Here is a 24,641-nt window from a genome sequence, read left to right on the forward strand (position 1 = left end):
CCCGTCCACAGCGCATGGCGGCCCGGTTCGGGCCGCCATGCGCTTTTTCATACCTTCCAGATGCCCTAGGTTTCCCTTAGCCGCCTCGTCGCACAATGACTGTGACGACGACGTAGAGAGAAGAAGGATCTTCGCCATGACCACCCACCTCAGCTTCGATGTGCAGCTCAACCAGCAGGCCCGCACCGTGGCCGAGCGCGAGCAGGTACTGGCGAGCCCCGGCTTCGGGCAGACCTTCACCGACCACATGGTCTCGATCGACTACACCGAGGGTCGCGGCTGGCACGACGCCAGGCTTCAGCCGTACGGCCCGCTCCTCCTCGACCCCGCCACCTCGGTCTTCCACTACGCTCAGGAGCTGTTCGAGGGCCTCAAGGCGTACCGGCAGTCGAACGGGTCGATCGTCACCTTCCGGCCGTACGCCAACGCGGCTCGGTTCAACCAGTCCGCGCTCCGCATGGCCATGCCGGAGCTTCCGGAGGAGACGTTCGTCCAGTCGCTGGAGCTGCTGGTGCAGAACGACCGGGACTGGGTGCCGACCACCGAGGGGCACAGCCTCTACCTGCGCCCCTTCATGATCGCCACGCAGCCCGCTCTCGGGGTGAACCACCCGTCGGGCAGCTACAAGTACATGGTGATCGCCTCACCGGCGGCCTCGTACTTCTCCGGCGGCGTCAAGCCGGTCTCCGTGTGGCTGTCCACCGAGTACACCCGGGCGGCCCCCGGGGGCACCGGCTTCGCCAAGTGCGGCGGCAACTACGCGGCGGCCTTCGTCGCCCAGCGCCAGGCGGTCGAGGAGGGCTGCGACCAGGTGGTCTGGCTCGACGCCTTCGAGCACCGCTGGGTCGAGGAGATGGGCGGGATGAACCTGTTCTTCGTCTTCGGCGACCGCCTCGTCACCCCTGCTCTCACCGGCACGCTGCTGCCCGGCATCACCCGTGACTCGATCCTTACCATGGCGGGCGAGCTGGGCTTCAAGGCCGAGGAGGGCAAGATCTCAATCGAGGAGTGGCAGGCCGGCTGCGAGTCCGGCGAGCTCACCGAGGTCTTCGCCTGCGGCACCGCCGCGGTCGTGACTCCCGTGGGCTCCGTCAAGGGCGCCGACCGCGGCTGGACCGTCGGCGACGGCACCCCCGGCCCCGTGACCCTGAAGATCCGCGAAGAGCTCATGGGCATCCAGTACGGCTCCCACCCCGACACCCACCACTGGATCCACAAGATCTGCTAACCCACGACCGGCCGCGCTGCCGGCCGGCGGGACGGGTGAAGCCCGGCTGGATGTGTCCAGCCGGGCTTCGTTCCGTACGGCTTACGCCTCGACGAGCTTGCCCGTGTCGATCGTCAGCCCCCACGGCTCAGGCAGTTGTAGCGGCTCGCCCAGGGATATTTGTTCCTCCTTGGCGTAGGACCCGCCGTCCGGCCGGCTCAGCAACCTGGCCGTGCCCTTGAAGGTGTCGATGACCAGATAGAGCGGCACTCCGGCTACGGCGCAGCTCTCCGGCTTGACGACGTGGTCGTCCCGGACGCTGCTCTTGGAGACGACTTCCACGACGAGCACCGTGCTGTCGCCGTAGACCTCGTCCTCGCCCCACATCCGGCGGTTGCGGGGCACGATCGTCAGGTCGGGGATGTAGCGGTCGATCTGCGGGCCGAGAAAAAGCTTGATGTTGGTCCACAGACCCCACTCTCGGCTCGCGACAAGGGCGACTATCTGGAGGATCAGGCGGGATACGACATCGTTGTGCTCTCCGGTGGACACCTCCCTCACCACGATCCGGCCGTCGATGAGCTCGACCCTGGAATCGGGGAAGAGATCGCACGCTTCGCGGTAGCGGCGTTGAAGCTCCGCGCGTTTCGTCTCCGCCGGTGTCGCAGGTCGGTCCAGCACCTTTCCCATGATTCCACATCCCCTCCAGGCGGGCGGGCGCAACGTGATTGACGCGATACGCAATGTAATCGCAAAGACGCCCTGGTCGTGGAGGGTTGTCGAAAGTCAGTTCTTACGGACGAGAGTGAGGCCGTCGGCGAACGGGAGGAGGACGCTGGTGACCCGGGAGTCGGCCGCGACCAGGTCGTTGAACTCGCGCATCGCCGGAACGGTGCCTCCGGCGGAGGGGTCGGTGATCTCCCCGTGCTGCAGGGTGTTGTCCACGGCGATCAGGCCGCCGGGTGCCAGCCGTACCAGGATCTCCTCGTAGTAGACGGGGTAGCCGGCCTTGTCGGCGTCGATGAAGGCGAAGTCGATCCACTCCTCCTGGGGGAGGGCCTTCAGTGTGTCGGCGCCGGGGCCGAGGCGCAGCTCGATCTTCTCGGACACGCCGGCCTTCTCCCAGTAGCGCCGGGCGACCGAGGTCCACTCCTCGCTGACGTCGCAGGCGATGAGCCGGCCGTCGGCGGGCAGGCCCCTGGCGATGCAGATCGAGGAGTAGCCGGTGAAAGTGCCCACCTCGACAGCCCGGCGAGCCCCGGTGAGCTGGACGAGCATGGTCAGGAGGGTCCCCTGCTCGTGGGCGATCTGCATGATCGCCCTGTCGCCGGTGAGCTTGATGGTCTCCTCGGCCAGACCGAGCAGCAGGTCGTCGGGCGGGCTCGTGTGCGAGGCGGCGTAGTGGGCGACGGCGGGTTGAATGAAATTGTCAGCCTTCATGTTCCCCACCTTAAGTTGCGGGGGAGCGGAGCAGTGCGGGACGACGTGGCAGTCGCCGTTCGCGGTCTCCCGGTGGGGTCGCTGACCGCTCAGCAGGTCTTCTAGCAGGGCGTATGCCGAAATCATCTCGTAATATGAGATCGACGTGCCAGATGGTGAGGACGTGTGGCAGACTCCTAGGCACCATGTACTACGGTCTGCTCATTATCAGCAGGCGCGCTGGCTAAAAAGGACAACGCCAGCGCGCAGACCTCTCACGTCCGTGAGGGGTCTTTTTGTTTGGGCTGAAGAGCGCGCGGCGAGATCGACATCCCGCGAAGGAGACATGAAATGGCCGACGACGGCTTCCACGTGTACGACACCACGCTGCGCGACGGCGCGCAGCAGGAGGGACTGAACCTCACGGTGGCCGACAAGCTGGCCATCGCGCGTCACCTGGACGGTCTCGGCGTCGGCTTCATCGAGGGCGGTTGGCCGGGAGCCAACCCCAAGGACACGGAGTTCTTCCGGCGCGCTCGCACCGAGCTCGACCTGAAGCACGCGCAGCTCGCCGCGTTCGGCGCGACCCGCCGGGCCGGAGTGAAGGCCGCCGACGACCCACTGGTGGCCGCCCTGCGCGAATCCGGTGCACCGATCGTGACCCTTGTCGCCAAGAGCCACGACCGGCACGTGGAGCTGGCCCTCCGCACGACACTCCAGGAGAACCTCGCGATGATCCGCGACACGGTCTCCCACCTTCATGCGGAGGGCCAGCGCGTCTTCCTCGACGCCGAGCACTTCTTCGACGGCTACCAGTCCAACCCCGCGTACGCGCTGGAGGTGCTCCGCACGGCCGCCGAGGCCGGGGCGTCGGTCATCGCGCTCTGCGACACCAACGGCGGCATGCTGCCGGACGAGCTGGCCGACGTCGTCCACGAGGCGGTCGGCACGGGGGCACGGGTGGGCATCCACTGCCACGACGACACCGGCTGCGCGGTGGCCAACACCCTCGCCGCGGTCCGGGCGGGCGCGACCCATGTGCAGGGCTGCGCCAACGGGTACGGCGAGCGCTCCGGCAACGCCAACCTGTTCACGGTGGTGGCGAACCTCCAGCTCAAGAAGGGGTTCGACCTCGTTCCGCCGGAATCGCTGCGGGACATGACCCGCATCGCCCACGCGATCACCGAGGTCACCAACGTCACGCCGAACTCGCACCAGCCCTACGTCGGGACGTCGGCGTTCGCGCACAAGGCGGGGCTCCACGCGTCCGCGATCAAGGTGGACCCCAACCTCTACCAGCACATCGACCCCGAGCGCGTCGGCAACGACATGCGCATGCTCGTCTCCGACATGGCCGGACGGGCGTCGGTCGAGCTCAAGGGCCGCGAGCTCGGGTACCAGCTCACGGGCGACCAGTCCCGGGAGCTCGTCGACCGCGTCAAGGAGCTGGAGTCGCGCGGCCACACGTTCGAGGCCGCCGACGCGTCGTTCGAGCTCCTCCTGCGCGACACCGTCACCGGTGAGCGTAAGCGCTACTTCTCGGTCGAGTCGTGGCGCGTCATCGTCGAGCGCCGCCCCGCCGGTGACGTCGTCAGCGAGGCCACCGTCAAACTGCACGCCAAGGGCGAGCGCATCATCGCGACCGGCGAGGGCAACGGCCCCGTCAACGCGCTCGACAAGGCCGTACGGCTGGGCCTGGAGAAGCTCTACCCGGAGCTCGCCGAGGTGGAGCTCATCGACTTCAAGGTCCGCATCCTGGAGGGCACCCACGGCACGGACGCCGTCACCCGGGTTCTGATCACCTCCAGTGACGCCACCGGTGAATGGGCCACCGTCGGCGTCGACGAGAACATCATCGAGGCGTCCTGGCAGGCCCTGGAGCAGGCCGTCACCTACGGCCTCCTCCGCGCCGGCCACGGCGCCTGATTCACGCCCGCGCCCCCAGGTCAAACCAGGTCAAACCAGGTCAAACCAGATCGGAGCCGGAGATCTTGAAGGTGACGGGACCCGCCGGGGCGTGGACGATGACGGTACGGCCGGAGCAGGTCACCGCGGGCTTGTCCGTGCCGGGCACGACGACGGTCAGCAGCGAGCGGGCGGAGGGCGAGATCACCACGGAGCCGGGGACCTTCCGCATGTATCCGGGGGAGATCCAGCCCTGGTAGGGCTGGGTCTGCCCGCGCACGATCCGCTGTCCCTCGATCGGCGTGCAGGACGGCAGGGCCAGTTGCACCAGCGTGGCGCGCCATGCGCCGTCGGCCACGACGACCTGGCCCTTGCTGGAGGACACCACCTTCAGCGAGGGGTCCAGGTGCCACAGGTTCCGCAGGTCCGACTTGGCCGTGTCGAGGACGGCCATGACGTCCTGGTGGTGGTTGACCAGCACCGCCCGGGTACGGCTCACGCCGTACGCCCGGTCGGTCAGCGTGAAGGACTGCCGCTCCTTGCCGATGGAGCGGCGCGTGAGCGCCGTCGGGGTGTGCCCGCGGAGCTTCCTGCCCACGATGACCGGGACGTTGTGCGCCTCCGGGGTGAGCGTCCAGCGCCGGTACGGCGTGTTCTCGTAGGAGTGGAACCCCGCCTCGGTGAGGATGCTCCGGCCCTGGGCGAAGTAGGTCACGCCCAGGTGGTCCTCGTGCCCGTGGAACTTGAGGCCCGGCCCGAACCTGATCGAGTAGTAGGCCGACTGCGGGTCTCCCCAGGTGGTGCGGCCGAAGACGTACCCCGCCTTGAAGACCTGCACCGTCTCGTCGGCGTGGTCGAACCCCGCCGGCTGGACGTCGGCCGGGCCGTCCCCGATGGGGACCATGTAGCCGTTGGGTTGCGTGGCGGCGCTGATGTGCCGGGGCAGGCCCTCCCATCGGGTGGCCAGCGCGGCCGGCACCTTGAGCTTGCAGTCGCCGATCGTGTCGACCGCCACCCTGAGCCGGTCGTAGACGTAGAGGGCGTAGCGGGGCGCCTGCTCCCTCAGCGCCCCTTGGGAGTCGATGTCGAGCTCCATCGAGCCCACCATGCGCTTGAGCGCGAGGTCCCGCCAGGCCTTGTTGCCGTAGCGGCAGCCGATCCGCAGGAGGCCGATGTCCTGGTCGAGCCCGTGGTTGTGGCCCTTCTCGTAGTGCCGCGGGTCGGCCAGCTTGTGGGCGTGCACGGCCAGGCTCTCCGTTAGCCAGGCGGCGGAGACGTGCCGGCTGAGGCAGACCAGGGCCGGGGCGCGCAGCGCGATGGGGTGCTCCGCCCAGGCGTACTTGCTGGTCCCGCTGCCGCCAGGCGGGTTGTCCTGGACCCAGTCCTTGGCGATCTCGACCGCCCGGCTGAGGTACGCCTCCTTGCCCGTCGCCTCGTAATCCGCGACCAGGCGTCCCATCCACCGCAGGGATTGGAACACCATCTGCCAGGACCTGTTCTTGTACGGGTCGAGGTGCCAGTTGACGTCCTTGCCCACGGTCACGGCCGGGAGGTCGAGGAACTCCAACTGCCCGTTCATGATGTCCGGCGAGGTCGGCGTGGCGGGGAGCCAGTCGCCCTGGCACTCCACCGTCCGCTGAACGCCCGGGGCGGCCTGAGCGGGGGCGGCGAGCCCGCAGCTCAGGAGCAGGGCGGCCAACAGACCTAGGGTTCGACTGCGGCCGCGCACGCCGGTTCCTTCCGACCATATTGAGGGGGCGGCACATGCTCCACGAATCCCGGCCCGCCGGTCAAGACACGTCAGTCACATCGTTAACAACACGATGCGCATCCGATGAGAGCCCCTGGCCGGACTTCACTGATCCATGGCCTGAGGACGGCTCGCGGCGTCAGCAGCCCTTTGGGAGCGGCCGGAGGAGTTCCCGCAGGAGGCCAGGCGAGACGTGATCGGTCGCTACCCGAGGCTCGGGTTCGGCGAGGAGTTCCTGTCCTCCTTCGAGGAGCAGGCGAGGCGGAAGCCGTACAGCGCCGCGAGCGAGGGGGTCGGCGGCGGGATCGGCGCGCGGATCGCAGCGAACCCGCTCGACGCCTGACCGGCGCTTCGCGCCCCCCGAGGCGTCAGGGTTGCTTGGGGGCGGCGGTTTCGACGACCTCGAACGTCCACAGCTCAGACCCCGAGGCGGCCGGGCCCTGCCCATGCCCGTGCCCCTGCGCCTGTCCTTGCGTCTGGCCCTGCCCATGTCCGTGCCCGTGGCCGTGACCCTGGGCTTCGGCCGCGGCCTGGGCGTGGCCGGCCTGGAACGCCTGGCTCTGCTGCCAGCGCTGGAAGTCCTCCTCGCTCCGCCAGCGGGTGTAGACGAGGTAGCGGTCCGTTCCCTCGACGGGCCGCAGGAGCTCGAACCACTCGAACCCGTCGGACGACTCGACCATCCCGGCGCGGTTGGCGAACCGCTTCTCCAGCTCCTGGCGCATCTCTCCGGGCACCGACAGCACGTTGATCTTCACGACCGAAGGCACATGGACTCCCGAACGACTCGTTCCTCGACGTGGCCCGTGATCGGCCCACCAGGACCACCATACGGGGGCCGTCCGGTGCCACCGCGCGCGGCGCGGCCGTACGCACGTGAGTCAAAAGCCGTGCTGAACACGCCCCCTGAGAACGGCTCGGCCGGGTCGGGGAGAACCCGACCCGGCCGACCGTATTCAGTTGTGGTTCAGTTGTTCAGTACCGTCAGACGGCCGCGGACGAGTTGCCCGCCAGCTTCACGCTGGCGATGTCGTTGGCCAGGAGCGCGGTCTCCACCGCGGCCACCGACGAGCTGGAGCTGACACCCGGCAACGTCGCGACGTTGAGGGCGTACAGCGTGAACTCGTACTTGTGCGAGGAGCCGCCCGGGCAGGGCCCGAAGTACTGGAGCGACTTGTCCCCGGTGCTCATCGCCTTCTGCTTGGCGGGCGACTGGTTCGGCACGTTGTAGCCGAGACCGAGGCCTTCGGGCAGAGACGACTTGCTGGCCGGGATGTCCCAGATGACCCAGTGCTTGTTGCTGTTGGCGGTGTCAACCAGCTCGATGGCGTAGCTCTGGGTGCCCGCCGGAGGGTTGGCCCAGGCCAGCGGGGGCGAGATGTCGTTACCCGCCACGTGGTCCTGCTGGCAGGTGTACTTGATCGGGATGGTGCCGTTGTTGGCGAACGCCGTGCTGGTCAGCGACAACGCCGGCGGCGGGAACTTCAGCCGCACGATGACATTGTCGAGGGTCGACGGAGTGCCGCCGCTCTTGTCGTTGTTGGTGCTGGTCAGCCAGAGACCACCGTCGGGGGTCTTGGTGACCGTGCGGAGGCGGCCCCACCGGCTGCTGAAGAAGGCGCGCGGCGTGTCGGTGGTGTTGCCGTTGATGTGCATGACCCAGAGGCGCTCACCGCGGACCGCCGCCATGTAGATCCAGTCATTCACGATCTCGATGCCGCTCGGCGACGCGGAGGCCACGTCCCACTGCTGGACCGGGTTGACGTAGGCGGAGTTGGTGCACTTGCCTTCGCAGTTCGGCCAGCCGTAGTTCTTGCCCGGCTGGATCAGGTTGAGCTCGTCCCACGTGCTGTCACCGAACTCGGCCTCCCACAGGCGGCCCTGGGAGTCCCAGGCGATGCCCTGCGGGTTGCGGTGGCCGAGGGAGTAGACGCGCGGCGCGCTCGGGAACGGGTTGCCGGGGGCGCCGGCGCCCGTCGTGGTGACGCGGAGGATCTTGCCGTTGAGCGAGTTGAGGTCCTGCGCCCGGTTGCCGTCCTGGCCGTCACCGGTGGTGATGTACAGGTAGCCGTCGGGGCCGAACTTGATGCGCCCACCGTTGTGGTACTTGTTCTTGGCGATGCCGGTGACGAGCGGCTCACGGGCGCCGATGGCACCGTTCTCGTACTTGAAGCGGACGACACGGTTGTCGCTGGCGGCCGTGTGGAAGGCGTAGATGTAGTGGTCGGTCGCGAAGTTCGGCGAGGCCGCGAGGCCGAGGAGGCCGCCCTCACCGGTCGTCGTCACCGCTTCGGTGATCTTGCCCACGACCGTCCGCTGCCCGCTCAGGGTGACGCGGGTGATCTCGAATCGGTCGCGCTCGGCCACCAGCGCACTGCCGTCGGGGAGCCAGGTGATGCCCCACGGCAGGTCCATCGCCGTGTTGACGTCCTTGTCGTAGATCGGGTCACCGCCGCCGGCGCTGCCGCCCGGGGTTCCGGGAACGTTGGCGCTACGCGGGGAGACGTTGTTGTTGGCGTCGAACGCCTCGACCGAGAACTGGTAGGTCGTTCCGCTGGTCAGGCCGTCGACGGTCGCGGTCGTGTCGGGCACGGTCGCGAACTTGGCGCCGTCCTTGTAGACGTTGTAGCCGGTCACACCGATGTTGTCGGTGGAGGCGTTCCACTGCAGGGTGATGGTGTTCGCCGTGGTGTTGGTCACGCGCAGGTTGGCCGGCGTGCTCGGCGGCGTGGTGTCGTTGCTCGGCGGGGTGGTGATGTTCACCGGGTTGCTGGCCTGCGACGGGTTGCCCGCGGCGTCGTACGCGAGGACCGTGATGATGTACTGCGTGTTGGCCGTCAGGTTCGGCACCGTGGTGCTGGTGACGTTGCCGCCCACGGTGGCGAGCACGTTGCCGCCGTTGTAGACCTTGTACAGGGAGACGCCCACGTTGTCGGTGGACGGGTCCCAGGCGAGGTCGACCGCGTTGGGCCGCACGTCACCCACGACGTGCAGGTTCGACGGAGGCGTCGGCGACTCGCTGTCAGCCGGGGCCGAGGTGCTCAGCTTGTCGAGGTTCGGGTTGCCGTTCACGGTCGTGGACGTGATCCGAACCAGGTTGGATCCCGCGGTCAGGCCCGCGGTGATGGTCTTGTCCACCCAGGTGTCCCAGTTGGTGGTGCTGGGGAACGACACGTTGCTGGCGACCGCGGTGCCGTTCACCGTGATGGTGCCGGGCCGGTCGATCGTGGTGCCGTTGGAGTAGCGGAACACCAGGCTGTAGTTGCCGGCGGTCGCCGCGGTCACGTTGAACTCGGTGTACGAGCCCGCCACGTTGTCGCCGTTGACGAAGCCGGTGCCGGTGAAGCCGAGGTGGTTCGACTCCACGACGCCCTGGGAGATCGTGGCGTCCTCGGCCTGGTACTCATTGCTCGGCGGAGGCGGGGTGACGGCGTTGGCCGTGAGCTTGTCGAGGTTGGGGTTGCCGTTCACCGTCGTCGAGGTGATACGCACCAGGTTGGACCCGGCCGCCAGGTTGGCGGTGATGGTCTTGTCCACCCAGGTGTCCCAGTCCACGGTGCTCGGGAACGACACGTTGCTGGCGACCGCGGTGCCGTTCACCGTGATGGTGCCGGGCCGGTCGGTCGTTGTGCCGTTGGAGTAACGGAAGACCAGGTCGTACTTGCCGGCGGTCGCCGCGTTCACGTTGAACTCGGTGTACGAGCCCGTCACGTTGTCGCCGTTGACGAAGCCGGTGCCGGTGAAGCCGAGGTGGTTCGACTCCACGACGCCCTGGGAGATCGTGGCGTTCTCGGCCTGGTACTCGTTGCCCGAGGGAGGCGGAGGCGTGGCGGCGACGTCGACGTCGATGTAGTCGAGGTTCGGGTTGCCGTTCGCGCTGGTCGCCGTGAGCCGGATCGTGTTGGACCCGGCGTTGACCGGGGCCGTCAGCGTGGAGTTCGCCCACGTGTCCCAGTTCGTGGTGCTGTCGAACGGCCGGTTCGCCGACGCGACGGTGCCGTTGACGGCGACGTCCGCGGGCCGGCCGAGCGTCGTGCCGTTGGAGTACCGGATCACGATGGTCGCTGTTCCGGCGGCGGCGGCGTTGATCGTAAACTCGGTGTAGCTACCGGCGATGTTGTCGCCGTTGACGTAGGCGGTGCCGGAGAAGCCGGTGTGGGTCGTCTCCAGGATTCCCTGGGAGATGGTGGCGTTCTCAGCTTCGTACCTCGTGGGGGCGGCCGACGCGGGGACGGCGGCCAGCATGCTGAGCATCAACGTGCCCGCGAGCGCGCCGACGAGTGTCCGCGCTCGGGTGGGAGATCTCACGGAGCCTCCTGCTGTTGGATCTGTGGGGGGAGAGGGGGCAGGGGAGAGCATAGTTAGGAAGGGTTCCTAACATTTGATTTGATTGATGGGATCACTTGTGACGGGCGGTGTCAAGGGGACCTTGCGTCCAACAGAGAAACACGTCGGAAATATGGCACGATGTGACGGCTTTCCCTGGTAGAGGACTGATGGAGCCTTCCGTAGGCATTTGGGCGGTCCGTAAAGGCGTAGGGAGGGATAGCAAGAAGGTCGGATCTATGATCGTTTGCTGTAAGTTCGCTGAAGATGGCAGCTCAGTGGGCCGGTCGGTCGGCGAACGTGTCACCGGGGGATCGGCACTAGGCTCGTGACGTGCGTATCGCGAGGTTCTCCACAGGCGACGGGGTCGCGTTCGGAGTGGTGGAAGAGGGCGAGCAGGTCATCGCCAGAATCGACGGACACCCATTCGGCGGGGTCCAGCTCACGGGGGAGCGGTATCCGCTCGCCGAGGTCCGGGTGGTCGCGCCCATGTTGCCGAGCAAGGTGATCGCGATCGGGCGGAACTACGCCGACCACGCCAAAGAGATGGGCGCCGAGCCTCCGGACGAGCCTGTTCTCTTCCTCAAGCCCAGCACGTCCGTGATCGGCCCGGGGGAGTCCATCGCGTACCCGGAGAAGCTGTCGCGGCGTGTCGACTACGAGGGAGAGCTGGCCGTGGTCATCGGACGACTCTGCCGTGAGGTGCCGGCCGAGCGCGCCAATGACGTGATCTTCGGCTACACCTGCGCCAACGACGTGACCGCTCGCGACCTGCAGTCGAAGGACGGGCAGTGGGCGCGGGCCAAGGGCTTCGACACGTTCTGCCCGCTCGGCCCGTGGATCGAGACCTCGCTCGACGCCGGCGACCTCGCGCTCACCACGACCGTGAACGGCGAGCTGAAGCAGAGCGGCCGCACGTCGTGGCTGCTGCACGACATCCCGGCGCTCATCGCCCATGTGAGCGCGGTCATGACCCTCCTCCCGGGCGACGTCATCCTGACCGGCACGCCCGCCGGGGTCGGCCCGCTGGCCGTCGGCGACGAGGTCAGCGTCGGCATCGAAGGAATCGGAACTCTAACTAACCGGGTGATCTCACGTGATTAGGGTGCGCTTCGCCCCTTCGCCCACCGGCATGTTCCACGTCGGCGGCGCCCGTTCGGCGCTGTTCAACTGGGCCCTGGCCGAGCAGTCCGGCGGCACGTTCGTGCTCCGCATCGAGGACACCGACGCGGCGCGTAACCGGCCGGAATGGACCGAAGGCATCATCTCCGCCCTTGCCTGGATCGGCATCCACGGCGACTCGCCGCACTTCGAGGGGCCCTACTTCCAGTCGGCCTACGAGCAGCAGCACCGCGAGGCGGCGGCCAAGCTGCTCAAGGACGGCAGGGCCTACCACTGCACGTGCACGCGCGACGACGTCAAGGCCAGGACCGGCTCCGAGCACCAGGGGTACGACGGCTTCTGCCGCGACCGCGGCCTGACCGAGGGCGCCGTGCGGTTCCGCACGCCGGACGAGGGCGTCACCGTGGTCGACGACAAGGTCCGCGGGCGGGTGGAGTTTCCGAACTCGGCGATGGAAGACTTCGTCATCGTGCGCGGCGACGGCTCGCCGCTGTTCATCCTCGCCAACGTGGTCGACGACATGGAGATGCGGATCAGCCACGTCGTCCGGGCCGAGGAGCACCTGTCCAACACGCCGAAGCAGCAACTCCTGTGGGAGGCACTGGGCACGGAGCCTCCGGTCTGGGCGCACATCCCGGTCATCGTCAACGAGAAGCGGCAGAAGCTCTCCAAGCGGCGCGACAAGGTCGCCCTGGAGTCCTACCGCGACGAGGGGTACCTCGCGGAGGCGATGGTCAACTACCTCATGCTGCTCGGCTGGGGCCCCGGTGACGACCGGGAGATCATGCCCTGGTCGGAGATGATGCCCCTGTTCCGGCTGGAGGACGTCAACCAGTCCCCGGCGTTCTTCGACGAGAAGAAGTTGCGGGCCTTCAACGGCGAGTACATCCGGGCGCTGCCGCTTGAGGTGTTCACCGCGCGCTGCGAGCCGTGGCTGGACCCGTCGTGGGACCGCGAGGTGTTCGCCAAGGTCGCGGGGCTGGCCCAGACCAGGGTGGCCGTGCTCTCCGAGATCACCGCCAACGTGGACTTCTTGTTCCTGGACCAGCCCGTCTTCGACCAGGCCTCCTGGGATAAGGCGATGAAGCCCGGCGCGGCCGAGATCCTGTCCGGGTACGCCGAGCGGCTGGAGTTGATCACCTGGCATGCGGAGTGGCTGAAGGAGGCGCTGGAGGAGGTCGGCGCCGCCCACGGTCTCAAGCTGGGCAAGGCCCAGGCCCCCGTCCGCGTGGCGATCACGGGCCGGACGGTGGGCCTGCCGCTGTTCGAGTCGATCGAGGTTCTTGGCCGCGAGCGGTCCCTCGACCGAATCCGCACGGCTCTCACCACCCTCTCGGCGTGATCATGCACGGGTTCCCGGAAGGGGCCCGTGAGCTGCCGCGCCCCGTCCCGTGATCATGCACGAGGTCCTGGAAGGTGCCCGTGAGCTGCCGCGCCCCGTCCCGTGATCATGCACGAGGTCCTGGGCGTACCTCCTGGGCAGATAAAACGCTTTCGCTGATCATGCACGGCCTGGCGTGCATGATCACGGACTGCGTCATTGCAGGTCGGAGGCGCAATGCGGGAACTTGTGCATGATCACGACACGGGAGTGGGCTGGCCGGCCGCCCTCCGGCGGAAAGTGTGCATGATCACGCGCAGGGGGCGGTCCGCCACCTCATCGCGCTGGTGCAAGGGGGTTAGAGGAGGCCGCGGCGGGTGAGTAGGGGGGTGATCTCCGGCTCCCTGCCGCGGAAGCTCCGGAAGGCGGTCATCGCGTCCACGCTGCCGCCCCTGGACAGCAGCTCCCGGCGGAACCGGTCGCCGTTCTCGCGCCGCAGCCCGCCGTTCTCCGTGAACCACTCCACCGTGTCCGCGTCCAGCACCTCGCTCCAGATGTAGGAGTAGTAGCCCGCGCTGTAGCCGCCCGCCCAGATGTGGGCGAAGTATGTGCTGCGGTAGCGGGGCGGCACGGCCGGGAGATCCACTCCGGCGCTCCGTAGCGCCTCGGCCTCGAACGCCTCCGCGTCGCCGCCCGTATAGGCCGTGTGCCAGGCCCAGTCGAGCAACGTGGCGGCCAGATACTCGACCGTCGCGTACCCCTGGTTGAACTTCTGCGTCTCCAGCATCCGCTCGACCAACTCCCGCGGCATCGGCTCGCCGGTCTCGTGGTGCTTCGCGTAGTTCGCCAGGATCTCGGGATCGGTCGCCCACATCTCGTTCACCTGCGACGGATACTCCACGAAGTCACGCGGCACCGCCGTACCCGAGAAGCGCGGGAACCGCACGTCCGAGAACAGCGCGTGCAACGCGTGCCCGAACTCGTGGAACATCGTGTTGACCTCGTCGAACGTCATCAGGGTCGGCTCGCCCTTGACGATGTTCAGGTTGTTGACCACGACCGGCCGGGAGCCTTCCAGGGCCGACTGCTTGACCAGGCTGTTCATCCACGCGCCGCCTCGCTTGGAGGCCCGCGCGTGGAAGTCGCCGAGGAACAGGCCGATCGGCGCGCCGTCCTCGTCGAAGACCTCGAAGACCCGCACCTCGGGGTGGTAACCGTGCAGGTCCTCCCGCTCGGTGAAGGTGACGCCGTACAGGCGCGTGGCGGCGTAGAACACGCCCTTCTCCAGGACCGTGTTCAGCTCGAAGTAGGGCCGCATCCGGGCGCTGTCGATGTCGTAGCGCGCCTTGCGCACCTTCTCGGCGTAGAAGGACCAGTCCCACGGCTGTACGGCATGCCCGGCGAGCTCTTCGAGGTCGGACTGCTCCTTGCGGGCGTTGGCCACCGCCGGCGGGACGAGCCTGTCCAGCATGTCGGTGACGGCCTGAGTGGTCCCCGCGGTCTGGTCGGCCAGGACGTACTCCGCGTGGTTCCCGTAGCCGAGCAGCCTGGCCCGTTCGCGGCGGAGCGCGGCCATCTCGGTGATCAGCTCGGCGTTCTCCGCGCCCCGGCCGACGGACGCCTCGTGGACGCGCTCGCGCAGCGACCGGTTCGTCAGCTCGGAGAGGGCCGGCTGGCCGGTCGGCAGGACGAGCGTGATGAGGTGCCTGCCGTCGAGCCCGCGCTCCTTGGCGGTCTCCCGGAGCCCCTCGATCGCGTCCGCCGAGAGGCCGTCCAGCTCCGCCACGTCGTCCACCACGACGGCGCGTGCGTTGGTGTCGGCGAGCAGGTTCTGCTGGAACGTCGTCCCCAGCGTGGACAGCCGCTCGTTGAGCTCCCTGAGCCGCTCCTGGTCCACGGGATCGAGTACGGCTCCCGCCCGCGTGAAGTCCGTCAGGTAGCGATCGAGCAGCCACCGCTGCTCGTCGTCGGCCGCCTCGACCGCCCGGATGCGGGCGAAGAGCCTGGCGTTGAGGTGGACGGCGTCGGCGTGCTTGGCCAGCTTGGGCGTGACGTCCTTCTGGATCTCCTGGACGCCCGGTGTCGTGTCGGAGGACGCCTGGTTGAAGAACACCGCGGAGACCCGGTCGAGTAGCCGCCCGGACCGCTCCAGTGCCTCGATCGTGTTCTCGAACGTCGGCGGCTCCGGGTTGTCCGCGATCGCCGCGACCTCGGCGAGGTGCTCCGCCATGCCCTGCTCGAACGCCGGCCCGTAGTGCTCCTCCCTGATCTCCTGGAAGGGAGGCAGCTGGTAGGGCAGGGTGCTGGGGCTCAGAAAGGGGTTCGCGGCCGAGGTCATCTCTGGCGGCTCCTCACGTGGTGCTGGCGCGGTGATGGCGTGTGTCCCCAGCCTTACACAGAGGAGCCCGGAGACGAGATCGCGGGGCACGCCGCAATCGTTTTGGTAGTGGGTCCCAAGCTGGGCTATTCTTTCGGAGTCGCAAGCGGGGCCCACGGGTTCCGCGAGCAGATGGGGTATGGGGTAATTGGCAGCCCGGCTGATTCTGGTTCAGCTAGTCTAGGTTCGAGTCCTGGTACCCCAGCTGGATCCCCCCACAAGGGATTCTGCTGGATAGAAAACAGCGCAGTGCAAGGTCCCGTCGTCTAGTGGCCCAGGACGCCGCCCTCTCAAGGCGGTAGCGGCGGTTCGAATCCGCTCGGGACTACCACACTGCAAGGCTCCGTCGTCTAGTGGCCTAGGACGCCGCCCTCTCAAGGCGGTAGCGCCGGTTCGAATCCGGTCGGGGCTACCTCAAGAACCCTCGGCATCCTTTTGCCGGGGGTTCTCGCCGTTACGGGACGCCGCGCCCTGTTCATGGCCCGCTGCGCGGGCGCGAATCCGGTGCTACCTCAAGGACCCTCGGCATCCTTTTGCCGGGGGTTCTCGCCGTTACGGGACGCCGCGCCCTGTTCATGGCCCGCTGCGCGGGCGCGAATCCGGTCGCTACCTCAAGAACCCTCGGCATCCTTTGCCGGGGGTTCTCGCCGTTACGGGACGCCGCGCCCTGTTCATGGCCCGCTGCGCGGGCGCGAATCCGGTCGCTACCTCAAGGACCCTCGGCACTCGCTGCCGGGGGTTCTCGCGTTTGCGGTCGGGGCGTGCTGGGTTCCAAAATCAGACCCATGACGCCGACCGTTAAGACGACGACCCTGAACTCGCGTACCCATACCTGGGCGACGCCGACGACGCCTCCCGCGGACCTGAGCGGGCTGGAGTTCCTCCAGGCCCTCATGGACGGCACGATCCCGCCGCCCCCGATCGCGGGCACTCTCGGCTTCACACTCGTCCACGTGGAGCCGGGGGTCGCGATCTTCGAAGGGGAGACCGGCGAGCACCAGTACAACCCGCTGGGCTCCATCCACGGCGGCTACTACGCCACCCTGCTCGACTCGGCCCTCGGCTGCGCGGTCATGTCCCGCCTGCCCGCAGGGCGGGCTTACACGACCACCCAGCTGGGAGTCCACATGGTGCGGCCGGCCTTCGCCCACACCGGGGTTCTGCGGTGCGAGGCGAAAGCCGTACACGTGGGAAGGACCGTCGCGACCGCGGAGGCGCGGCTCGTGGGCGCGAACGACGGCAAGCTCTACGCCCACGGCACGACGACCTGCGCTATTTTCTCGATCGCGCCTTGAACAGCGCCCGCTTGGCGGCCTTGCCCACCTGCCTGTCCGGGTGGGCGTCGCCGACCGCCTCCAGCAGCTCCTCCAGATGCGGGTGAGGGACCTTCCAGATCACGTCGAGGAGCTCGATGAGCCGCTGGGCGGGCCCGATGTCGTCCAGGCTGCTCACGAACTCGGGCCGTCCCAGACCGGCCGAGATGGTCCACATGTCGAGGATCAGCCAGTGGGTGTCCGCCTGGGTCGGCTCGGGGGCGTCCTCGACGTCGAGCTGGGTCAGGTGGGTCGCGGCGTACGGCCGGAGCGACGGCTCCTTGAGCGCCTCCAGCCAGGCCGGTATGGCGACCTCGCCGAGTGAGCCCACGAGACTGGCGGCCTGGACCCGGACGAGGGCGTCGGCCTCGTCCTCCGCGGCGGCCGCCAGCAGCTCGGAGGCGGCCTGAGCGGGCTCCCGGAGGGCCAGCCACGCGGCGAACTCGGCGTCGGCCTCCTCCTCGGACATGTCGGCGCTGAACGACAACAGGTCGAGGGCCGTCATGGCGTCGATGGCGGGACGCGCGTCGACCTCGATGTCCGCGTCGTCCACGAGGTGCACGACGCCCTCGGTGCCGAGCGGCGTCAGCGTCACGACCCCGCCCTCAGCGCCGTCCTCGACCGTGACCATGCCGTAGCCGGTCAGCCAGGCGAGGACGGGCGCGAGCGGGTCGCCGGCGGCGGACCAGGCGTCCGGACCGAGGTCGTCGTACTCGGCCACGGCCTCGGCCAGCTCGTCCCGGAGCTCGGCCAGCGACCGGGAGCCGCCGTTGACGAGGACCCGGGCCAGCAGGGCTCGAGTCAGCCCGGACAGCGCCAGCGTCAAATCGTCGTCGTCGAGCTCGGGGTCGCCGTAGTCGATCGAGTGGAGGCCGAGCATCCAGGCGTCCAGCACATCCTCGTCGTCCTCGAACGGCCAGGCGGCGGTGTCGGAGTCGACGCTGACCGTGTCGTCGCCGTCGGGGGCGAGGAACTCCAGGTCGATGGCGAGGTTCCAGATGTTCCACAGGGCCTGCGGCTCGGACAGCCCGAGGGCCGTGACGGCCTCCCGCACCGCTTCGTCGGACAGGAGCGTCTCCTCGCCGACCTTGCGGCCGGTGCCGACCCAGAGGGCCAGGTCGCGGGCCTGGGCGATGAGGGGGGCCTGGCGGGCCGCCTCGGCGAGCTCGACGTCCGGCCGGAGCCGGATTGTCGGGAGGTCGGCGATCTCGTCGGCGAACGGCTCGAAGTCGCCGAGGCTCTCGTCCTCGTCGCCCTCTTCGAGCTCGTCCTCCTCCTCGTCCCAGTCCCGCTCGGCGATGGCGTCCTCCATCGCGTCGACGAAGTCGTCCTCCACCTCGTCCAGCTCCGCGAGGAGCGTGTCCAGCGAGTCGGAGCCGGGCGTCAGCCGGCCCGTCGAGGACAGGAAGGTCAGGTACGACCGGAGCGCCGGCACCATGCCGTCGGCGGCGGCGTCGGGGTCCTCGACAACCTGAGGCATGCGTTCGAGCAACACAGTGCGCAGATCGCCACGCTTCCACAACCCGACGTCGTCGCGGACGATCAACCGGTGCCACAGGACGGCCGGCCCCACGAGGTCGGGATCACTGCCGGGTGCGTTGGCGGGCGCCCAGAGGATGAATTCTTGGAGCAGGGGACGCAGTTCAGCGGCGGCTGCCTCAATGCGATCTGTCACCCCGCCAGCCTAGGGCTAACGGCGGCCGCTCTCTAATCAGTTAGCCCGCCGCATCGCCTCTGTGATCCTTTCGGCGGCGGACACGACGGGGGCGGCGTGCATGCGGCCCGGGGTCCGGGTGAGGCGTTCGATCGGCCCGGAGACGGAGACGGCGGCGATGACCTTGCCGCCGATGCCGCGGATCGGGGCGGAGACGCTGGCCACGCCCTGCTCGCGCTCTCCGATGCTGTGGGCCCAGCCGCGCCTGCGCACGCTGGCGAGGGTGGCGGCGGTGAACTTGGCGCCCCGCAGGCCCCTGTGCAGCCGGTCGGGCTCCTCCCAGGCGAGCAGGATCTGCGCCGCCGACCCCGCAGTCATGGGGAGGGCCGCTCCCACGGGCACGGTGTCCCGCAGGCCGCTGGCACGCTCGGCGGCGGCCACGCAGACGCGCTCGTCGCCCTGGCGGCGGTAGAGCTGGGCGCTCTCCCCGGTGAGGTCGCGGAGCTGGGTGAGCACCGGCCCGGCGACCGCCAGCAGCCGGTCCTCACCGGCCGCGGTGGACAACTCGGACAGCCGGGGGCCCAGAATGAAACGTCCCTGCGTGTCGCGGGAGACGATGCGGTGATGCTCAAGCGCGACCGCGAGCCTGTGCGCCGTGGGCCTGGCGAGGCCGGTCGCCTGGACGAGTTGTGCCAGGGAAGCGGGGCCCGCCTCCAAAGCGTTGAGTACGAGAACTGCCTTGTCGAGTACTCCGACCCCGCTAGAGTTGTCCATACCCCGATACTGCCGTCTCGCTATCCGAGATGCAAACGCGATATCGGGATTCACCCGATAGAGTGTCCATATCCCGATATTCCCGTCTCATCATAAGAGACGTCCGGGGGTTCGAACGCAAGGAGGCGTCACACCATGGGTCGCACACTGGCCGAGAAGGTCTGGGAGCAGCACGTCGTCCGCCGTGCCGAGGGTGAGCCCGACCTGCTCTACATCGACCTGCACCTCATCCACGAGGTGACCAGCCCGCAGGCGTTCGATGGTCTGCGTCTCAGCGGCCGGACGGTGCGCCGCCCCGAGCTCACCATCGCCACCGAGGACCACAACGTCCCGACCGTGCTCGGCCCGATCTCGGACCCGGTCTCGCGGACCCAGGTGGAGACGCTGCGGAAGAACACCGCCGAATTCGGGATCCGGCTGCACCCGATGGGCGACGCCGGTCAGGGGGTCGTGCACATCATCGGCCCGCAGTTCGGCCTGACGCAGCCCGGCATGACGATCGTCTGCGGCGACTCCCACACCTCCACGCACGGCGCCTTCGGCGGCATCGCGTTCGGCATCGGCACCTCCGAGGTCGAGCACGTGCTGGCGACCCAGACGCTGCCCGCCTACCGGCCCAAGACGATGGCCATCGAGGTCAAGGGCGAGTTGCCGGTCGGCGTGACGGCCAAGGACCTGATCCTCGCCATCATCGCCAAGATCGGCACGGGCGGCGGCCAGGGCTACATCGTCGAGTACCGCGGCGAGGCCGTCCGCAAGCTCTCCATGGAGGGCCGGATGACGATCTGCAACATGTCGATCGAGGCCGGTGCCAGGGCGGGAATGATCGCGCCGGACGAGACGACGTTCGAATACCTCCGCGGGCGGCCCCACGCGCCGGCCGGAGCCGCGTGGGACGAGGCCGTCGCCTACTGGAAGACCCTTCGCACCGACGACGACGCCGAGTTCGACAAGGTCGTGGAGATCGACGCCTCGACGCTGACGCCGTTCGTGACCTGGGGCACGAACCCGGGCCAGGGCGCTCCGCTCGGCTCCGCCGTACCGTCCCCGGAGGACTTCGCGGACCCCGTGCAGCGGTCGGCGGCCGAGCGGGCCCTGGAGTACATGGGCCTGACGGCGGGCACGCCGCTGCGGGACGTCCAGGTGGACACCGTCTTCGTCGGCTCCTGCACCAACGGCCGCCTCGAGGACCTGCGCGCCGCCGCCGACGTCCTGCGCGGCCGTACGGTCGTCACGCGCACGCTGATCGTCCCCGGCTCGATGCAGGTCAAGAAGGCCGCCGAGGAGGAGGGCCTGGACCAGGTGTTCAAGGCCGCCGGAGCGGAGTGGCGCGAGGCCGGCTGCTCGATGTGCCTGGGCATGAACCCGGACACGCTCAAGCCGGGCGAGCGCAGCGCCTCGACCTCCAACCGCAACTTCGAGGGCCGCCAGGGCAAGGGTGGCCGCACCCACCTGGTGTCGCCGCAGGTCGCCGCCGCGACCGCCGTCACCGGCCGGCTCACCGCGCCCGCCGACCTCTGACCCGGCCGTTCCGTCCCTAGGAAAGATCAATCATGGATGCCTTCACCACCCACACCGGCCGGGCCGTGCCGCTGCGCCGCAGCAACGTCGACACCGACCAGATCATCCCGGCCGTCTGGCTCAAGCAGGTCAGCCGTACCGGCTTCGAGAAGGGCCTGTTCGCCGCCTGGCGGGAGGACCCGTCCTTCGTCCTGAACGACCCGGCCTACGCCGGCGCGTCGATCCTCGTCTCGGGGCCGGACTTCGGCACCGGGTCCTCCCGGGAGCACGCGGTCTGGGCGCTCCAGCAGTACGGCTTCCGCGTCGTGATCTCCTCCCGGTTCGGCGACATCTTCCGGAACAACTCCACCAAGATGGGCCTGCTGCCGGTCGTGCTGCCCGAGGAGGTCGTCGAGCGTCTCCAGGCCGAGGTCGAGGCCGACCCGGCCAAGGAGATCACCGTCGATCTGGACGCCAAGGAGGTCCGTTTCGGCGACGTGGCCGTGCCGTTCGAGATTGACGACTACACACGGTGGCGGCTCATTGAGGGCCTGGACGACATCGGCCTGACCCTGCGTCACGCCGATGACATCCAGGAGTACGAGAATGGACGGCAGCCATGGCTGCCGACGACCGTCTGAACGATCTTCAGAGTCCGGATGACCTGCTGGCGCGGCGACTGCGTGATGCGCATCGCCGCGTCAGGGCGTTAGCCTTACCACAGGAGGACCGGGCACGCCTGACGCGTCGGCTGCTCGCAATCTGTGACGTGGCAAAACGGGACATAGCCCATGCGGCCGCCCGGCTGGACGCCTTCATCGCCTACCTGGACGGCACATTCGACACGCCGAGCAGGCGAAACATGCCCCCCGGTGATTGAGTCCCGCGCCCTCGTCCCCTAATTTCAAGCGCGTAAGGGGGAGGAACCAAATGAACAAGAAGGAACTCGTCGACGCGATCGCTGACCGCGTCGGTGACAGGAAGACGGCCACCGAGGCGGTCAACGCGGTGCTCGACGCCATTCAGAACGCCGTCGCCAGTGGTGACAAGGTCTCGATCACCGGCTTCGGCGCCTTTGAGATGGTGCACAAGCCCGCCCGTACGGCTCGCAACCCCTCGACCGGCGACCCGATCAAGGTGGCGGAGAGCTGGGCCCCGAAGTTCCGCCCGGGCGCCGATTTCAGGGACCAGGTGAACGCCGGAGGGAAGGCGTCCGCCAAGAAGAAGTAGGCGGCCAATCAGAGCCATGAACGGCGTCCGGTCTCGACCGGGCGCCGTTCGTCATTTCCGCCCGCCGATCAGGCGGGTGAGCCCGGGGCCGCCGGGCGCGCTGGGCTGTCGAGCGCGTGAGCCCGGCGCGTCAGGCGGGAGCCTCCTGGCCCGGAGCGCGGTAGCCCAGGCTGTGCGGTAGCCCAGGCTGCGCGGTGCCTCGGTCCGGCGTCAGGCGCCTGTCTGGGGAAGCGGGAACGTGGAGAGCGTGACGTAGGTGACGCGCCCTCCGGCCATGACGATGTTGACGCGCTGGCCCGAGCGCAGGTGCCGCAGCGGCCCGGCGTCGAAGGCGCCGGCGTCGAACGGGATCTCCGTCCCGTCGTCGAGGAACACCGAGCCCGAGCGGGTCTCGCCGTCGAAGGTCTTCACCGTCGCCTGCACGCGGCCAGCCTAACTCGCGGCGACTCTCTGCCCTCTCCCTCAGCCCCCTCCATAAGCCCGCTCCATAAGCCCGCTCCATGAGCCTCCCGGACGCCTCCCGGCTATGGATATGCCTTTGACCGGAGAAACCATGACTGGAATGATGACGCGGCATGACTGTCGGGGAGCGGGCGCGCAACCTGTGGCGGGCGCGGTCGTTCCGGCGGTACGCGGGCGCCGACGCGATCAGCAAGCTCGGCAGCCAGGTCACTCTGGTCGCCCTGCCGCTGACGGCGGCGATCACGCTGCGCGCCAGTCCTTTCCAGGTGGGGCTGCTCACCGCCGCCGAGATGGTGGCGTTCCTGCTGATCGGCCTGCCGGCGGGGGCCTGGGTCGACAGGATGCGGCGTCGGCCCATCCTCGTCGCCACCGACGCGATCCGGGCGGTGGCGCTGCTCTCCATCCCGGTCACGGCCCAGCTCGGCACGCTCTCCCTGCCTCAGCTGTACGGCGTGGCGCTGGTTAGCGGGGTCTGCACGGTCTTCTTCGACGTGGCGCACCAGAGCTACCTTCCGTCGATCGTGGACAAGGACGACCTGACGAGGGGACACGGCGTCCTGGCGGCCAACTTCTCGGTGGCGGAGCTGGCCGGCCCGGGTGTCGGGGGCTGGCTCGTCCAGCTTCTCAGCGCTCCGCTCGCGCTCCTGGCCGACGCGGCGAGCTATCTCGGCTCCGCCGTACTGCTCCTTGGCGTCCGGAGCGAGGAGCGGCGGGCGGAGGGGAGGGGGGTGAGCCTCCGGTCCGAGATCGCCGAGGGGCTGCGCTTCGTCACACGGCATCCGGTTCTCCGCGTGATCGCCCTCACCGGCGCGCTGACGATGTTCTCCTTCGGTCTCTGGGCGGCCGCGGTTCCGCTCTTCCTGGTCCGCGAGCTCCGTGTGAGTCCCGGGGCGTACGGCATGCTGCTGTCGGCGGGTGCGCTGGGCGGCGTGGCGGGCGCGTGGCTCGCCCCGCGCGTCGCCAGGCGTTTCGGGGCCGGACGCACGATGTACGGCTCGGCGTCAATTGCCACTTTGGCCTCGCTGCCGGTCGCGGCGACCGCCCCCGGCTGGCGATTGCTGATCTTTCCGGTCGCTCTTGCCGCGAGCGGTGTCGCGAGCACGATCTTCGGCGTCACGCAGGGGGCCTACCGCCAGTCGATCTGTCCCGAGCGCCTGCTCGGCCGACTGAGCGCCACCATGCGCTTCCTGATGTGGGGCGGCACTCCCCTCGGTGGACTGCTGGGAGGCACACTCGGACAGGTGGCCGGGGTCCGGGTCGCCTTCTGGGCGGCCAGCGCCGGCTATGCCCTCGCCCACCTGCCGGTGGTGCTCTCCCCCCGGATTCGCGGGGTGTAGGAGGTCGCGGCGGTGATGTGGGTCAGGTCTGTGGCTCCGCCGGTTTCTCTTGTTGCCCCGGGTGCCCCGGGTGCTCCGGCTTTTCGGCGTAGGAGGCGAGGCCGCGGATGATGATGTCGAGGCCCAGCTCGAACCGGTAGTCGTTCGACTCGTCCACCATCAGCTCGGCTATGGAGACGAGGTTCGGGAAGCGGTCCGGCGGGAGCGAGGAGAAGTACTTCTGGATCTCGTCCCGGATGGTCTCCCAGGACCCGGCGTCCATTTCCCGGTAGCGCTCCGCCCACATGCTCTCCTCCATGGTGAAGCCCTCCATGTAGGTCGAGAGCAGATCACCCGCGATCGCCATGACCGGGGCCGGCAGGCCGCCCGCCCGGAAGAGGGCGAGCAGCTTCTCCACGTGGGGGAGCAGCTCCGGCGTGAAGGGGACGTGGCCCATGGAGACCCTGGCCATGTCGCGATGGGCCAGCAGCCGCCGGCGGCCGGCTCGGGCGAAGTCCTTGACCTGGTCCTGCCAGTTCGCGGGGTCGGGCTCCGGCAGCTCGACGTCGTCGAACAGCGTGTTGTACATCAGCTCCAGCAGCTCGTCCTTGTTGTTCACATGGACGTACAGCGCGGAGACGACGACGCCCAGCTCGGCGGCCACCTGGCGCATGCTCAGCCGCTCGTAGCCGTCCCTGTCGAGGACGACGAAGGCGGCGTCGACGATGCGGTCCCTCGTCAGGGGGACTCTGGTCGGCGCCGGACGCTTACGCGGACGCTCCCACGGCGGTGTGGGCATGTCCGGCTGACTCACGAGGACCTCCCACGCTATCCCGCTCACGCTTTCCGCTCATCGTAGTGAACGGCGCTCGGACCCAGAGAACGCCGCTCCTGTCTTGAGATATATCTTGTCGATCCCGGAGAGGCGATATATCTTGAGAACGCTGCACTTGTGACTGAACACTGCT

General features: G+C 68.6%; 21 protein-coding genes and 3 tRNA genes. 14 read left to right on the top strand and 10 right to left on the bottom strand.

Features of this window, described 5'->3' with window-relative positions; translation table 11 throughout:
• The first annotated feature begins 136 nt into the window (after positions 1-136).
• Positions 137-1,228, top strand: coding sequence for a branched-chain amino acid aminotransferase (locus tag N5079_RS14355; protein ID WP_261584230.1), 1,092 nt, complete (start codon positions 137-139; stop codon positions 1,226-1,228).
• 81 nt (positions 1,229-1,309) lie between these two features.
• Here the strand turns inward: N5079_RS14355 and N5079_RS14360 are convergent, their stop codons facing one another.
• Positions 1,310-1,888 (bottom strand): Uma2 family endonuclease, encoded by a 579-nt coding sequence (locus tag N5079_RS14360; RefSeq protein ID WP_261584231.1) that lies wholly within the window; start codon positions 1,886-1,888, stop codon positions 1,310-1,312.
• 105 nt (positions 1,889-1,993) lie between these two features.
• A complete protein-coding gene (locus tag N5079_RS14365) occupies positions 1,994-2,647 on the bottom strand; it encodes an O-methyltransferase (protein ID WP_261584232.1) in 654 nt (217 codons plus the stop codon).
• A 330-nt stretch (positions 2,648-2,977) separates the two neighbouring features.
• On the opposite strand from N5079_RS14365, the gene cimA reads away from it, so the two are divergent.
• Positions 2,978-4,552: a citramalate synthase gene (gene cimA / locus N5079_RS14370; protein ID WP_261584233.1), complete on the top strand. Its 1,575-nt coding sequence runs from the start codon at positions 2,978-2,980 to the stop codon at positions 4,550-4,552.
• 40 nt (positions 4,553-4,592) lie between these two features.
• Here cimA and N5079_RS14375 read toward each other — a convergent pair whose 3' ends face one another.
• On the bottom strand, positions 4,593-6,230 hold the full coding sequence (locus tag N5079_RS14375) for a heparinase II/III family protein (RefSeq protein WP_261584234.1): 1,638 nt from the start codon (positions 6,228-6,230) through the stop codon (positions 4,593-4,595).
• Between the two features lie 244 nt (positions 6,231-6,474).
• Between N5079_RS14375 and N5079_RS14380 the strand changes: the two genes are divergently transcribed.
• Complete coding sequence (locus N5079_RS14380; RefSeq protein ID WP_261584235.1) at positions 6,475-6,624, top strand: hypothetical protein; 150 nt, start codon at positions 6,475-6,477, stop codon at positions 6,622-6,624.
• A gap of 25 nt (positions 6,625-6,649) precedes the next feature.
• Here the strand turns inward: N5079_RS14380 and N5079_RS14385 are convergent, their stop codons facing one another.
• Both N5079_RS14385 and N5079_RS14390 read right to left on the bottom strand, forming a co-directional pair.
• Positions 6,650-7,048, bottom strand: coding sequence for an antibiotic biosynthesis monooxygenase family protein (locus N5079_RS14385; RefSeq protein ID WP_261584237.1), 399 nt, complete (start codon positions 7,046-7,048; stop codon positions 6,650-6,652).
• 214 nt (positions 7,049-7,262) lie between these two features.
• The gene (locus N5079_RS14390) at positions 7,263-10,586 is read right to left on the bottom strand and encodes a YbhB/YbcL family Raf kinase inhibitor-like protein (protein WP_261584238.1); all 3,324 of its coding nucleotides are present in this window, start codon (positions 10,584-10,586) and stop codon (positions 7,263-7,265) included.
• 351 nt (positions 10,587-10,937) lie between these two features.
• On the opposite strand from N5079_RS14390, the gene N5079_RS14395 reads away from it, so the two are divergent.
• Both N5079_RS14395 and gltX read left to right on the top strand, forming a co-directional pair.
• Complete coding sequence (locus tag N5079_RS14395; RefSeq protein ID WP_261584239.1) at positions 10,938-11,708, top strand: fumarylacetoacetate hydrolase family protein; 771 nt, start codon at positions 10,938-10,940, stop codon at positions 11,706-11,708.
• Positions 11,709-11,736: 28 nt separating this feature from the next.
• Positions 11,737-13,068 carry a glutamate--tRNA ligase gene (gene gltX, locus N5079_RS14400; RefSeq protein WP_261584268.1) on the top strand — a complete coding sequence of 444 codons (1,332 nt, stop codon included), beginning with the start codon at positions 11,737-11,739 and terminating at the stop codon, positions 13,066-13,068.
• Positions 13,069-13,405: 337 nt separating this feature from the next.
• Here the strand turns inward: gltX and N5079_RS14405 are convergent, their stop codons facing one another.
• The gene (locus tag N5079_RS14405; RefSeq protein ID WP_261584241.1) at positions 13,406-15,385 is read right to left on the bottom strand and encodes a M3 family metallopeptidase; all 1,980 of its coding nucleotides are present in this window, start codon (positions 15,383-15,385) and stop codon (positions 13,406-13,408) included.
• Positions 15,386-15,557: 172 nt separating this feature from the next.
• On the opposite strand from N5079_RS14405, the gene N5079_RS14410 reads away from it, so the two are divergent.
• The 4 genes from N5079_RS14410 to N5079_RS14425 all read left to right on the top strand — a co-directional run bounded on the left by N5079_RS14410 (position 15,558) and on the right by N5079_RS14425 (position 16,719).
• Positions 15,558-15,629: transfer RNA gene (locus N5079_RS14410), tRNA-Gln, on the top strand.
• A 50-nt stretch (positions 15,630-15,679) separates the two neighbouring features.
• Positions 15,680-15,755 (top strand) — tRNA-Glu (locus tag N5079_RS14415).
• Between the two features lie 8 nt (positions 15,756-15,763).
• Positions 15,764-15,836 (top strand) — tRNA-Glu (locus N5079_RS14420).
• A gap of 373 nt (positions 15,837-16,209) precedes the next feature.
• Positions 16,210-16,719: a PaaI family thioesterase gene (locus tag N5079_RS14425; protein ID WP_261584242.1), complete on the top strand. Its 510-nt coding sequence runs from the start codon at positions 16,210-16,212 to the stop codon at positions 16,717-16,719.
• On the opposite strand, the gene N5079_RS14430 is transcribed toward N5079_RS14425, so the two are convergent.
• Positions 16,697-18,412 (bottom strand): hypothetical protein, encoded by a 1,716-nt coding sequence (locus N5079_RS14430; protein ID WP_261584243.1) that lies wholly within the window; start codon positions 18,410-18,412, stop codon positions 16,697-16,699. The genes N5079_RS14425 and N5079_RS14430 overlap by 23 nt on opposite strands.
• A 36-nt stretch (positions 18,413-18,448) precedes the next feature.
• On the bottom strand, positions 18,449-19,165 hold the full coding sequence (locus N5079_RS14435) for an IclR family transcriptional regulator (protein WP_261584244.1): 717 nt from the start codon (positions 19,163-19,165) through the stop codon (positions 18,449-18,451).
• Positions 19,166-19,300: 135 nt separating this feature from the next.
• On the opposite strand from N5079_RS14435, the gene leuC reads away from it, so the two are divergent.
• From leuC to N5079_RS14455, 4 genes are read left to right on the top strand one after another with little or no spacing between them, the layout of a single operon-like run.
• A complete protein-coding gene (gene leuC, locus N5079_RS14440) occupies positions 19,301-20,686 on the top strand; it encodes a 3-isopropylmalate dehydratase large subunit (RefSeq protein ID WP_261584245.1) in 1,386 nt (461 codons plus the stop codon).
• A 32-nt stretch (positions 20,687-20,718) separates the two neighbouring features.
• The gene (gene leuD / locus N5079_RS14445; RefSeq protein ID WP_261584246.1) at positions 20,719-21,306 is read left to right on the top strand and encodes a 3-isopropylmalate dehydratase small subunit; all 588 of its coding nucleotides are present in this window, start codon (positions 20,719-20,721) and stop codon (positions 21,304-21,306) included.
• Positions 21,285-21,545, top strand: coding sequence for a hypothetical protein (locus N5079_RS14450; RefSeq protein ID WP_261584247.1), 261 nt, complete (start codon positions 21,285-21,287; stop codon positions 21,543-21,545). The genes leuD and N5079_RS14450 overlap by 22 nt, the downstream gene beginning before the upstream one ends.
• 50 nt (positions 21,546-21,595) lie before the next feature.
• A complete protein-coding gene (locus tag N5079_RS14455) occupies positions 21,596-21,895 on the top strand; it encodes an HU family DNA-binding protein (RefSeq protein ID WP_261584248.1) in 300 nt (99 codons plus the stop codon).
• A 210-nt stretch (positions 21,896-22,105) separates the two neighbouring features.
• Here N5079_RS14455 and N5079_RS14460 read toward each other — a convergent pair whose 3' ends face one another.
• A complete protein-coding gene (locus N5079_RS14460; protein WP_261584249.1) occupies positions 22,106-22,318 on the bottom strand; it encodes a hypothetical protein in 213 nt (70 codons plus the stop codon).
• Positions 22,319-22,470: 152 nt separating this feature from the next.
• On the opposite strand from N5079_RS14460, the gene N5079_RS14465 reads away from it, so the two are divergent.
• A complete protein-coding gene (locus tag N5079_RS14465; protein ID WP_261584250.1) occupies positions 22,471-23,694 on the top strand; it encodes an MFS transporter in 1,224 nt (407 codons plus the stop codon).
• Between the two features lie 22 nt (positions 23,695-23,716).
• Here N5079_RS14465 and N5079_RS14470 read toward each other — a convergent pair whose 3' ends face one another.
• Positions 23,717-24,487: a TetR/AcrR family transcriptional regulator gene (locus N5079_RS14470; RefSeq protein WP_261584251.1), complete on the bottom strand. Its 771-nt coding sequence runs from the start codon at positions 24,485-24,487 to the stop codon at positions 23,717-23,719.
• Between the last annotated feature and the right edge of the window lie 154 nt (positions 24,488-24,641).

Origin of the sequence: Planotetraspora sp. A-T 1434, assembly GCF_025420585.1 — a bacterium.
In the GTDB taxonomy this organism is placed as follows: Bacteria; Actinomycetota; Actinomycetes; order Streptosporangiales; family Streptosporangiaceae; genus JAOEGB01.

What these genes read in the sequence shown, in the direction of transcription:
- N5079_RS14355 (WP_261584230.1), top strand. Translation starts at nt 137, where the DNA reads ATGACCACCCACCTCAGCTTCGATGTGCAGCTCAACCAGCAGGCCCGC.
- N5079_RS14365 (WP_261584232.1), bottom strand. Translation starts at nt 2,647, where the DNA reads ATGAAGGCTGACAATTTCATTCAACCCGCCGTCGCCCACTACGCCGCC.
- cimA (WP_261584233.1), top strand. Translation starts at nt 2,978, where the DNA reads ATGGCCGACGACGGCTTCCACGTGTACGACACCACGCTGCGCGACGGC.
- gltX (WP_261584268.1), top strand. Translation starts at nt 11,737, where the DNA reads ATGTTCCACGTCGGCGGCGCCCGTTCGGCGCTGTTCAACTGGGCCCTG.
- N5079_RS14405 (WP_261584241.1), bottom strand. Translation starts at nt 15,385, where the DNA reads ATGACCTCGGCCGCGAACCCCTTTCTGAGCCCCAGCACCCTGCCCTAC.
- N5079_RS14425 (WP_261584242.1), top strand. Translation starts at nt 16,210, where the DNA reads ATGACGCCGACCGTTAAGACGACGACCCTGAACTCGCGTACCCATACC.
- N5079_RS14435 (WP_261584244.1), bottom strand. Translation starts at nt 19,165, where the DNA reads ATGGACAACTCTAGCGGGGTCGGAGTACTCGACAAGGCAGTTCTCGTA.
- leuC (WP_261584245.1), top strand. Translation starts at nt 19,301, where the DNA reads ATGGGTCGCACACTGGCCGAGAAGGTCTGGGAGCAGCACGTCGTCCGC.
- leuD (WP_261584246.1), top strand. Translation starts at nt 20,719, where the DNA reads ATGGATGCCTTCACCACCCACACCGGCCGGGCCGTGCCGCTGCGCCGC.
- N5079_RS14450 (WP_261584247.1), top strand. Translation starts at nt 21,285, where the DNA reads ATGGCTGCCGACGACCGTCTGAACGATCTTCAGAGTCCGGATGACCTG.
- N5079_RS14455 (WP_261584248.1), top strand. Translation starts at nt 21,596, where the DNA reads ATGAACAAGAAGGAACTCGTCGACGCGATCGCTGACCGCGTCGGTGAC.
- N5079_RS14465 (WP_261584250.1), top strand. Translation starts at nt 22,471, where the DNA reads ATGACTGTCGGGGAGCGGGCGCGCAACCTGTGGCGGGCGCGGTCGTTC.